This window comes from Coprococcus sp. AM11-30B, from assembly GCF_027674365.1.
GTDB classification, from domain to species: Bacteria; Bacillota; Clostridia; order Lachnospirales; family Lachnospiraceae; genus Allocoprococcus; species Allocoprococcus comes.
The window spans coordinates 4,526-16,070 of sequence record NZ_JAQDVB010000037.1 but is presented as its reverse complement, the minus strand read 5'-3'; the positions used below and the strand labels follow the sequence as shown (position 1 = coordinate 16,070).

Sequence of the window (11,545 nt, the reverse complement as noted above, 5' to 3'; positions counted from 1 at the left end):
AAAGTCGTGTGTTCTGCAAGCTGTTATCAGCTTGCCAGTGAAAGTCTGGTCAAGGTAATCGCCAGTGAGCCTTGTAGCGAACCTCCAATGCTTTTGGGTGACCGATTGTGTTGAAGCGAGGTATGCCTGTGAGAAACAGGTGCAAAATAGCAGTCCGTAACATAAAGTGAATCCTGTAGCATCGTTACGTTAGCCCTGCAAGGGATAAGAGGGAGTCGAGTCACTGACTTTCTGACGAAGACCATGGAAAATGTGGGGATACTGGAGTACAGCATTGAAGAACCCTTCGGTGTAGAGGGAGCGGAATGTTATGAAAGTTGATAACGGAACAGAAGAGATCTCATATCATCATATAACCACAAGTATGTAACTGAGGATATAAGCACGCATGCGAAATTTCTTGGGAAGTGGTATGAGAAGTCGGAGGAGCCCATAGTATCTATGAACTATTGGTAAGAAAAACAATGGGAGAAAAGGGGCTCTGCTTTAATCAAGATTAACGGGAAGGTAAGGGATAGTGCATGCTAAATAATGGACAACAACACTCAATAGAAAAATCACGACAACTTCAACGTAATCTATACCTGGCAGCCAAAAAGGATAAGCAACGCAGATTTCATGCGTTGTATGACCGTATCTTTCGCCTGGATATTTTGTGGCGGGCATGGAAAGAAGTACGAGAAAACAAGGGGAGCGCTGGGATTGACGGCATTACCTTTGAAATGATTGAGGAATACGGAGTAGAAGAATACTTGTTGGATATTCAAGAGGATTTAAAGAATAAGAAATACAGACCTAAGCCGGTAAAGAGAGTATACATTCCAAAACCGGATGGGAAGCAAAGACCATTGGGAATACCGACTATTAGAGACAGGATTGTGCAACAAGCCTGTAAGATAGTGATAGAACCTATCTTTGAAGCAAACTTTCTAGATAGTTCTTATGGATTTCGCCCTAAAAGAGATGCAAAACAGGCTACAGAAAAAGTGAAAAAAGAATTATATAAAAACTGGTATGTAGTAGATGCAGACATACAGGGATACTTCGACAACATCAATCATGAAATACTACTGGGATTATTAAATCATCGCATCAGTGATAGAAGGGTCATTAAGTTATGTAGACAGTGGTTACAATCCGGAGTCATTGAAAATGGGAAATATTATCCAACGGAAAAAGGCTCACCGCAAGGAGGAGTCATTAGTCCGTTGTTAGCAAATATCTATCTTCATGTATTGGACTCCTACTGGGAAAACCATAAGGAACTGGGCGTCATAGTCAGATATGCAGATGATGCAGTGATTGTGTGCAGAACAAGAAAAGATGCAGAATTAGCGTTTGAGCATTTGAAAAGAATAATGACCAAGTTGAAACTGACGTTGAATCCGCAGAAAACAAAGATTGTAGATATGAATAAGGAGAGCTTTGACTTTCTTGGATTCCGTTATCAGAAGTTTGGTAAAACTAAATGTGGATGGAAGTTGCCTTACATGATGCCAAGTAAAAAGGCGATGAAAAAGGTAAAGGATGCAATCAGAGTAATTACTTGCAGAAAATCAGCCTATGAGGGTCTGGAGCAAAAAGTGGAGAAATTAAATCCGCTTATAAGAGGGTGGAGGAACTACTTTCAGCACGGAAACTCAACAAGACGGTTTAAACAGCTTGATGAATACGTGTGGATGAGGCTATGGAGACGGGTGTATTACAGGCGAAAACAGAAGAAATACAGAGAACATGTGCTGTATGGATTTCGAAAGTGGTATGCAACCAGTGGAATAGAGTATTTTTATTATCTAAATAAGAAAAGATATGTGGCAGTCTTTTGAATGTTGTGGGAAGAAGATTATCGGAAAGCCGTGTGAGGGAGAACCTCATGCACGGTTTGAGGTGGCAGGCGATGGAAACGGAAACTACCGCGCCATCGCTTGACCCTACCCGAATACGCCTAGGTAACAAGGAAGTATATAGCTGAACAGCAGGGTGTCCATTGTGAGGTGGAATCTGAAGGAAGCCGGATGTGAGGAAAAAAATACTAACTTACGGGCAAATCTCTGGTCTGACGGATAGAAATCTTATATGAGGTTATGCATGAGGGTAAGGTTGCACGCCAAATCGAAGCCCAATAACTACACGGAATCATGCATGATAAATGAGGCAGACGGATGGAGAGGAAGAAACGTGTGATACCTAGGGAGGTCTGTGCGGTACGCCTTGAAAGAGGTAACCATTGCATAAAGCAATGCTGAACGCATAGAAGTCAGCAGAGGTCATAGTAGCCGAGAGGTGAAGGACCGAATCAGTAGGAGTCTTGAGTATGACCGAGAAAGGAGGAATGACTGTCTATGGCAGAAAACATTGAAAACAATGGCTGTTCGCAAAGAGATAATGCGGAACATGAAGGGTATGTGAAAGCGTCTAGGTCATTCAATCGGATATGGAAAGAAAGAGACAGTGCACAGCCGAGACTTTTAGAAGCGATACTGTATAAAGATAACTTTAACAGAGCGTATAAGAGAGTTAAGGTAAACAAGGGAGCGCCAGGAATTGATGGCATGACCATTGAGGAGGCTCTTCTATATCTAAAGGAACATCAACAAGAGTTAACTGACCGCATATACCGTGGGAAGTATACTCCGTCTCCAGTAAGACGAGCCACGATTCCCAAACCAGATGGTGGTGTGCGAAAGCTTGGCATACCAACAGTGGTAGACCGTACACTTCAACAGGCAATAACCCAACAGTTAGTGCCGATCTATGAACCGCTGTTTGCAGAGGGTAGCTATGGCTATCGTTCGAACAGAAGTGCAAAAGATGCAATACTTAAGGTTAAGGAGTATGCTGAACAAGGCTATACATTTGCTGTAGTCCTTGACTTGTCAAAGTACTTCGATACTCTTAATCACGAAATTCTCATCAATCTTCTCCGGAAGAATGTAAAAGATGAACGTGTAGTACAGTTGATAAAGCGCTATCTGAAAAGCGGTGTAATGGAAAACGGAGTAGTCATTGACACAGAGGAAGGCTCACCACAAGGTGGAAATCTATCACCATTGCTGGCAAATGTCTACCTCAATGAGTTCGACCAGGAATTCTTGAAAAGAGGCGTTCCATGCATAAGATATGCAGATGACATTGTGCTTCTTGCAAAGAGCAAGCGAGCATCAGAGAGACTCTTGGAAAGCAGTACAAAATATCTTGAGGAGAGGTTGAAACTTACAGTCAACCGAGAAAAGAGTCGTACTGTCAGTGTATTTGCAATCCGAAATTTTAAATTCCTTGGCTTTGCATTGGGAAGGAACGGAAAAGGCATTTATGTCCGAGTTCATCCGAAGTCATGGAAGAAGTTTAAGTCTAGACTGAAGGAGTTATCTTCCCGTAAGCGATGTCAGTCAATCAAGCCAAGCCTTGAGAAAATCAAGGTGTATGCGAGGGGATGGCTTAACTACTACGGAATTGCAAGTATGAAGAACAACATAGATGACATCAACGGATGGCTCTACCGCAGAATACGTATGTGTATATGGAAACAGTGGAAACTTCCAAGAACAAAGAAAAGAAATCTGATAAAGATGGGAGTACACGAATACTATGCGAACATGGCAGCAAACTGCCGAAGAGGACACTGGTATTGTGCGAATCTGACAACAGTTAAGAAAGCCATGACAAAAGAAAGACTGATAAACAGTGGCTTCTATGATTTAGCCACAGCCTATCAGTCTGTGCACGTCAACTATTGAAACCGCCGTGTACCGAACGGTACGCACGGTGGTGTGAGAGGACGGCGGTTAGTCACCGCCTCCTACTCGATTGTTTTGAAGTATAGTAATTTATTCCTTCCCTTTACTTTTGTTCTGTATTGTTCTCATTTTGCTCTTTGTTATAAATTGATAGTCTGTCATAAAACCACAGGTTTCATGAAGATCATCCGCAATCTTATCCTCATCCAGGTATTGCTTTATATCTGCAGCCTCCCCATCCTTGGTGACAGCTATCTTACCTATGAAACGTGCCGGATCATTTGGGTTCTTACGATTCTTTTTCGTGCTTCCAGAATCCAGCATTTTTGGTGCCCATTCTTTTTCCTCTTTTTTCAGCTTTTTGATTGATTGGGTTACGATATAAGTACGTTCGCCCATATGGTTGAATTCGCGAATGGATTCTGATCCCAATTCAGCGTCACTACAATAAATAAATTTCTGACATCCGAAACCACTAAGGACTTTTTTCTCTAAAGGTTTCAGCGATGTCTGCTCATTTACATTAACTGGAAAAAGAGAAAAAGCAAGAGGAATTCCATCCCCGTCCATAAACAGTCCCATCTGAATGATTGGATTTGGTCTGTGCTCTTTACTTTTTCCGTATTTTTTGCTACCGTCTTCCTGTTCAATCTCGAAATAATAATTCGAACAGTCATAATAAAGAATCTTATCATTTCTTTGACCATGCGAGGACGTCATCCCTTGTTGGACTATGTTCGATCAAAAGTTGTTCCAAAGTTCCGAGTTTACGAACAATCATGGAAGATGTGCTGCCGTTAGCTTTTACATAAGATTTGCAGATATAAAAAGACTCTGCGTTTTTGGATTTTGATATATGAAGATTCATATGCAATATCTCCTTCCACTTATTGCACAATACGATAACAGAAAATAACATACATTAAAACCATAAATTTGACATAAAAAGCAGGTTTTATGCGACCTGCGAGTACTTTTTTTTATTATTCAACTGTCAAACTCCCAGATTCGAACCTGCGACCTCACGGTCCCAGCCGTGCGCTCTGACCAAGCTGAGCCATACCCCGAAGTGTTATTTCATTATAGTATAAAATGTTTTAAATCTCAATCATTCTTTTGATGTGAGAAAATGCTGTTGACAGGTTTCTGGAAAGAGTTCAAAATAACGATATGCAAATATAAATGAGTAGGATGAAGAACGATTATGGAAAATTTAATTTTCAGTTTGAATGCAACGATTCCGATTTTTTTGATGATGTTACTTGGAATGTTATTCAGAAAACTGGGGTGGATGGATGAAGTCTTTGCGGCAAAGATGAACAAGTTTGTATTTTTGGTTCTGCTTCCGGTGTTGCTGTTTGAACAGCTGGCGACCGTGGATTTTTCGGAAGTATGGGATATTAAGTTTATTCTTTTTTGTTTTGTGGTGACGGCGATCAGTATTACGATATCAACTTTGATTTCACTGCTGTGGAAAGATCGGAGCATTAAAGGCGAATTTATACAGGCGACTTACCGGAGCAGTGCGGCGCTTCTTGGAATTGCTTTTATCCAGAATATTTACGGAACTGCGGGAATGGCACCGCTTATGATCATCGGCAGTGTGCCGCTTTATAATATTATGGCGGTTGTGGTGCTTTCAGTGTTTAAACCGGGGAATAATTCTTTTGATAAGGTGCTGGTAAAGAAAACGCTGAAGGGGATTGCAACGAATCCGATCATTATTGGAATTGTGGCGGGATTTGTCTGGTCTGCACTTAAGCTTCCGATGCCGACAATTTTACATAAGGTTGTATCCAATGTCGGGGCGACTGCAACGCCGATGGGTCTGATGTCGATGGGAGCGACATTTGAGTTGAGGAAAGCGACATCGAAAATGAAGCCGACAATTGTGGCAGTGTTTATGAAGCTGGTTGGATTTTGTGCGGTTTTTTTGCCGGTAGCAGCAGTTCTTGGATTTAGGAATGAAGAGTTGATTGCGATTCTGGTGATGCTTGGATCTGCTACGACGGTCAGCTGTTTTGTTATGGCAAGGAATATGGGACATGAGGGGACGCTTAGTTCCGGAGTGATTATGATGACGACGTTGTTGAGTGCGTTTACGCTTACGATGTGGCTGGATGTGTTGAGGTCATTTGGGTTGGTGTAAGAAGAATAAAAATAGAAGCAGCTAGTTAAAATGGGAATTGTGGTAGCACACCATTGACTAGTTGCTTCTATTTTTTAAAGATTAAATAAGTCGCTGTGACTGCCGGTTCGAGTAAGAGTGAGGACAAGGACATCATCATCGTAGCGATAGATGAGCAGCCAATCTGGGGAGATGGGTGCAGGGGCGGGGAAGGCGCTGGCGCTGTTCCCCTTTGGGGATTGGTGTGTTTTAGATAAGAAAGTTTGTTGGTCGAATGATTTAGGGGAGGAGCAGTGCACCACAGCTCGTGAACCTGGCGGTTCATTCGCTGTGCGAGCTATCGCTCTATCAAAATAAAAAAACACGCAAATTTTCATGCGAGCATGAAATTTGCGTGTTCTTTTATTTTGGCACTGCTCTATCTGAGGACAAAGTACTGTTCATACCACAGTAAGAATGAATATACGGTATAAATCTTTCTATGATAATTTCCGACTTTATTCTTATGATCTTCCAGCCATTTCAGCAGTAATTCCTGATTGAAGAATTCGGATACGAAGTCTTTCTGGAACATTTCTTTTACTTTATTATAGTATTTATCTTCTCGGAGCCATACTCTGAATGGTACGAGGAATCCGAGTTTTTTACGTTTTGCCCAGTCCATTGGGATGTGGGAGAGGGCGGAGGTACGGAATGCTTTTTTGGTTTCCATGCCGTCTACGCAGTATTTGCTGTCGATGCTGCGGGCGAGTTCCCAGACTTTTTTGTCGAGGTATGGTACACGCAGTTCGAGGGAGTGTGCCATTGTCATCTTATCTGCTTTGAGCAGGATGTCGTGTGGCAGCCACAGATGCATATCGAGGAAGAGCTTTTTATGAAGGTCGTCCTGATCTTTTACCTGGTCGAAGTACGGTTTGGTTACGTCCTGGTAGCGCATCTTGCTCTTATATGCAGGAGAGAGTACTTCATCTGCTTCTTCGTTGTCCATGATGAATGCCTGGCCGATGTAGGAATCTTCTACGGAAGTTGCATTTCTCTTGAGGAAGTTAAGTCCTCTCTTGTCTGGCTGGTGTTTTGCCCAGTCTCCGAGTTTTTTACGAATAGATGCCGGTACGATCTTGCGGTACATATCACCGGATTTGCTTGGGATATATGTCTCGTATCCACCGAACATCTCATCTGCGCCTTCTCCACTTAAGACTACTTTTACATCTTTGGCTGCGAGCTGTGACAGATAGTACAGCGGTACAGCGGAAAGGTTGGCATGTGGTTCATCGGAATGATACTGAACCTCCGGCAGAGCATCGAAAAATTCGTCAGAAGAGATTTCTTTCTTTGCATTGCTCATATGAAGGATATCGCACAGATCCTTGGAGAAGGTTGTCTCATCGAATCCGCCGACTTCAAATCCTACGGAATAGGTCTTCATCGGTTTTACAGTAGATGCGATGTAGCTTGAATCAACACCACCTGAAAGGAAAGATCCTACTTCTACATCAGCAATCTGATGGTAATCAACAGAATCCTGAATGGTCTCACCGATGAGTTTTACTGTCTCGTCAAAGCTGCGGTCTTTCTTTGCATAAGTCGGATCGAAGTATTTTGTTTTCTTAAGTTCTTTTCCATCATAAGTGAAGTATGTTCCCGGTTCCAGTTTGAATACACCTTTGAACATGGTTTCAAGAAGTGGGGTGTACTGGAAAATCAGGTACATCTTGAGGGCATCTTTGTTGACCTCTTTATGGAAATGTGGGTGAGCCAGGAAGGACTTGATCTCAGAACCAAATAAAAGGCTTCCATTCATCTGTGCATAGTAGAATGGTTTGATTCCGAAGTAGTCTCTTGCTCCGAATAAGTTGTGAGTTTCTTTATCGTAAATTACAAATGCGAACATTCCGCGGAGCATAGAAGCAATTTTTTCGCCATAGGTCTTGTATCCCTGAAGAATAACTTCTGTATCTGAGTTTGTCTGGAACTGACATCCGTGTTTCTCAATCAGTTCTTTACGGATTTCCTGATAGTTGTAAATTTCTCCGTTGAAAATAATGACATGTTTGCCATCTGCACTGTGAATCGGCTGAGATCCGCCTTCAAGGTCGATGATACTCAGACGGCGGAAGCCAAGGGCTACATAGTCATCAACAAAGCTTCCCTTGCTGTCAGGTCCGCGGTGGGCAATGCGTTCACCCATCTGGTCGATGACTTCTTCTCTATTAAAATCGCCGGCGCCATAATAGCCTGCAAATCCACACATAAATTGCACATCCTTTCTGAATTGATACATATTAAAAATATTATAGTAACTTAATTTTGCCTGTAGATTTATTTATTATACCATAGTCTATATAAAATTAACAAGGGATAAAAAACTAGAAAGGAATATCCAATAAAATCAGTAGGATATTCCTTGCATATTTTTTACAGGTGTTATATAGTGAAAAATGCGGATAAATGTGTAAAAGCCGGCAAAGAAAAGGGGAATCCGGGAAATGGAAAAAGTAAAAACTTTCCTGGCAGATATATCTGAACTGCTTAATGAGAAAAATTATCAAAAAATTTATGAAAAAGTTCCGGCGTTCAGACAGGAAAAAGCAGACCGGCTAAAGCACAGGGAGGATCAGGCTCAAAGCGTGGGTGCATGGTATCTTTGGATGAAGATACAGGAGAGACACAAGATACCGCAAGATGCAGGGCAGTCCTTTAATTTATCACATTCTGGGAAATATGTTCTGTGCAGCGCAGGCGTATCCGGAGAGAGGGTAGGCTGCGACATCGAATGCATGCGGAAATATCATCAAAGGCTGGCAGAAAAATATTTTTGTTCTTCTGAATATGAGAGAATCCGGAATGCAGATGAAGCGGAGCAGACGGAAATGTTTTACCGCTACTGGGTTTTAAAAGAAAGCTTTTTAAAAGCGACGCGCAAAGGCCTTGTGATGGGATTGAATACCAGCGAGATCCAGATTCCGAAGCAGGGAGATCCGTTTTTTTTAAGGCAGCCGGAAGAGATCCGGGAAGCTTATTATTTAAAAGAATATCAGACAGATGGAGCAAGGATTGCGGTGTGCTCAACGAATCCGAATTTTGACGAAAATATTTTGGATATGACAGATATTTACAAAAGAGAAATGATTGTGGAACTTAAAGATTGAAAATAAGCCAATGAAACAAGAAGTGGATTGGTTAAGAGTTTACAGGTATTTTATGAGAGAAGAAGGAGAAGAAGATGCTTACACAATTTTCGAGAACAGAACTGCTTCTTGGCAAAGAGGCGATGGATAAACTGAAGAATTCAAGAGTTGCCGTATTTGGAATCGGCGGAGTCGGCGGTTATGTATGTGAGGCACTGGTACGAAGCGGAATCGGGGCATTTGACCTGATCGATGATGACAAGGTATGTCTGACCAATTTAAACCGTCAGATCATTGCAACTAGAAAGACGGTAGGGAAATACAAAGTAGATGTTATGAAGGAGAGAATGCTGGAAATCAATCCGGACGTGAATGTGCGGATCCACAAATGCTTCTTCCTTCCGGAAAATGCAGATGAATTTCCGTTTGATGAGTATGATTATGTAGTTGATGCAGTTGATACGGTGACTGCAAAGATTGAGCTTGTCATGAAATCGCAGGCAATGAATGTGCCGATCATTAGCAGTATGGGAGCCGGAAACAAGCTGGATGCAAGTGCATTTAAAGTGGCTGATATCTATAAGACACAGATGTGTCCGCTTGCAAAAGTTATGCGCCGGGAGTTAAAGAAGCGTCATGTTAAGAAGTTGAAAGTTGTTTATTCAGAAGAGAAACCGACCAGACCAATCGAGGACATGGCAATCAGCTGCAGAAACCATTGTATCTGTCCGCCAGGAGCAGAGCATAAATGTACGGGGAGAAGAGATATTCCGGGAAGTGTGGCATTTGTGCCATCTGTAGTCGGACTGATTATCGCAGGAGAAGTAGTGAAGGACCTCTGTGCAAAATAAAAATAAAATCGCGAGCGCCCCTGCGGGGCGCATATCAAAACCAGGCATTTGCTGTCAGAACTTGCAGCAAATGCCTGGCTTTTTTGTTTCATTTTTTTTCACAGATTTTCCGGAAAATCTTATACGATCTGTATCGGAGATCAGAAAACAGAGGTAACTCTGGAGAGTAATTATACAGAGCTTTAAACTTAAAAAATTCTAAACTTGTCGGAAAAGACTGTTTTCTCATGAAAAAATATGTTAAAGTAAGGCTGAAATATGCGTAAAAAGGGAACAAACATTAACGAGATGTCGTTTAAGGAAGGAAGAACCATAGACATATGATGAGAGAAGACAGGAAAAGAGCGGAGCAGCGTCAGAAAAAAATGGCGAGGCGCAAGCGGGAAGTACGAAGGATGAAAAGAAAGCTATATAAAGCAGGCATTTTTGCAGCAGCAGGAATTATCGTGTTGGCTGTGATCCTGATGCTTTGTGGAAGTGGAAATGCAAAGAAATCTGCAAAAAAGACATCCTCTGCCAAGACAAAGACAGAAACAGAAACAAAGACACCAGAAGAGATAGAAGCTGAGAAAGTCCAGGAGGTGCTGGATTCTGACCAGTATAAAGACCAGCTGGGCGAATTATATAAGAAAAACCCGGAGACAAAGGAAATCATTCTGAACAGAGAAAAGTATTCCGATGATCTGCTGACATGGCTGTTTGATCATCAGGAAGCACTGCAGTGGGTGATTGATTATCCGGAACAGTCAGCACGATCAGAGGAAGAACTCAGTGCGCAGGGACTTCAGGCGGTAGATTTGAAAGATTACAGAATTCAGAACCATATTCCGGTATATTTCCAGTGGAGCGAAGTATGGGGATATGCATCTTATGGTTCCGAGAATATCGGAATGGGTGGATGCGGACCGACCAGCCTTTCCATGGTGGCGACAGGACTTACAGGCAATACTTCATTTACACCGAAGTATGTGGCAGATATGAGTGTCAATATGGGATATTATGTAGATGGAGTCGGAACAGACTGGACGCTTATGACTGCAGGAGCTTCAGAACTTGGAATAAAATCTGCACAGCTTACAAACTGGTCAGAAGACACTCTCAAATCCGAGCTTTCGGCAGGACATCCGATCATCTGCAGTATGGGACCGGGTGATTTTACAAACCAGGGACATTTTATCGTCCTTTCCGGGCTGACAGAGGAGGGCAAGGTACTGATCAATGATCCGAACAGTAAGATCAACAGTCGTAAGAAATGGGATCTGAATACAATTATAAATCAGATGAATGCAGCGTGGTCATTCTGGGTATAAAAATTTGGAAAAAGTGCAGGAGAATTGGATAAATTCCCTTGCGCTTTTCTTTTATTTATGATATAAATAGATATTGTCGAGAGACAAAATGGGTGGATTCCCGAGTGGCCAAAGGGGACAGACTGTAAATCTGCTGCAATTTGCTTCGGTGGTTCGAATCCACCTCCGCCCATTGATGCGAGGTTGAAGAGACAGTGCAGAGCGCGTATGCTTTTCGCAAAAACCGTTTGAGCATCTCTTGCCGCAGTGGCGGAACTGGCAGACGCCCGGGACTTAAAATCCCGTGGGTAGTGATACCCGTACCGGTTCGATTCCGGTCTGCGGCATTAGTAAAAAGTAGGAGAAACGTTGAATTTACAGCGTTTCTCTTATTTTTTTGCTTCAAAAA

The 11,545-nt window shown here is 42.2% G+C and carries 7 protein-coding genes, 2 tRNA genes and 2 pseudogenes; 8 read left to right on the top strand and 3 right to left on the bottom strand.

The window, feature by feature from the left end; all coding sequences use genetic code 11:
- Positions 1 to 521 precede the first annotated feature (521 nt).
- Together ltrA (PGU50_RS17290) and ltrA (PGU50_RS17285) are read left to right on the top strand one after the other, a co-directional pair.
- Entirely contained in the window at positions 522 to 1,826 is a 1,305-nt protein-coding gene (gene ltrA, locus PGU50_RS17290; protein ID WP_270247581.1) for a group II intron reverse transcriptase/maturase, read from the top strand.
- A 516-nt stretch (positions 1,827 to 2,342) separates the two neighbouring features.
- Entirely contained in the window at positions 2,343 to 3,737 is a 1,395-nt protein-coding gene (gene ltrA, locus PGU50_RS17285) for a group II intron reverse transcriptase/maturase (protein WP_270247580.1), read from the top strand.
- Positions 3,738 to 3,920: 183 nt separating this feature from the next.
- On the opposite strand, the pseudogene PGU50_RS17280 reads toward ltrA (PGU50_RS17285), so the two are convergent.
- A pseudogene (locus PGU50_RS17280) lies at positions 3,921 to 4,605 on the bottom strand (IS1634 family transposase); the annotation flags it as partial.
- A 336-nt stretch (positions 4,606 to 4,941) separates the two neighbouring features.
- Here PGU50_RS17280 and PGU50_RS17275 point away from each other — a divergent pair.
- The gene (locus tag PGU50_RS17275; RefSeq protein ID WP_270247578.1) at positions 4,942 to 5,886 is read left to right on the top strand and encodes an AEC family transporter; all 945 of its coding nucleotides are present in this window, start codon (positions 4,942 to 4,944) and stop codon (positions 5,884 to 5,886) included.
- A 74-nt stretch (positions 5,887 to 5,960) separates the two neighbouring features.
- Here the strand turns inward: PGU50_RS17275 and PGU50_RS17270 are convergent.
- Both PGU50_RS17270 and asnB read right to left on the bottom strand, forming a co-directional pair.
- Positions 5,961 to 6,059: pseudogene (locus PGU50_RS17270) on the bottom strand (type II toxin-antitoxin system mRNA interferase toxin, RelE/StbE family); the annotation flags it as partial.
- A gap of 224 nt (positions 6,060 to 6,283) precedes the next feature.
- Positions 6,284 to 8,119 (bottom strand): asparagine synthase (glutamine-hydrolyzing), encoded by a 1,836-nt coding sequence (asnB, locus tag PGU50_RS17265; RefSeq protein ID WP_022221050.1) that lies wholly within the window; start codon positions 8,117 to 8,119, stop codon positions 6,284 to 6,286.
- A gap of 235 nt (positions 8,120 to 8,354) precedes the next feature.
- Between asnB and PGU50_RS17260 the strand changes: the two genes are divergently transcribed.
- From PGU50_RS17260 to PGU50_RS17240, 5 genes are all read left to right on the top strand, one after another.
- Positions 8,355 to 9,017 carry a 4'-phosphopantetheinyl transferase family protein gene (locus tag PGU50_RS17260; protein WP_270247576.1) on the top strand — a complete coding sequence of 221 codons (663 nt, stop codon included), beginning with the start codon at positions 8,355 to 8,357 and terminating at the stop codon, positions 9,015 to 9,017.
- 74 nt (positions 9,018 to 9,091) lie between these two features.
- Positions 9,092 to 9,847: a tRNA threonylcarbamoyladenosine dehydratase gene (locus tag PGU50_RS17255; RefSeq protein WP_118199831.1), complete on the top strand. Its 756-nt coding sequence runs from the start codon at positions 9,092 to 9,094 to the stop codon at positions 9,845 to 9,847.
- Positions 9,848 to 10,242: 395 nt separating this feature from the next.
- Positions 10,243 to 11,157, top strand: coding sequence for a C39 family peptidase (locus PGU50_RS17250; protein ID WP_182438672.1), 915 nt, complete (start codon positions 10,243 to 10,245; stop codon positions 11,155 to 11,157).
- A gap of 90 nt (positions 11,158 to 11,247) precedes the next feature.
- Positions 11,248 to 11,329: transfer RNA gene (locus PGU50_RS17245), tRNA-Tyr, on the top strand.
- 68 nt (positions 11,330 to 11,397) lie between these two features.
- A tRNA-Leu gene (locus PGU50_RS17240) sits at positions 11,398 to 11,483 on the top strand.
- The last annotated feature ends 62 nt before the right edge of the window (positions 11,484 to 11,545 follow it).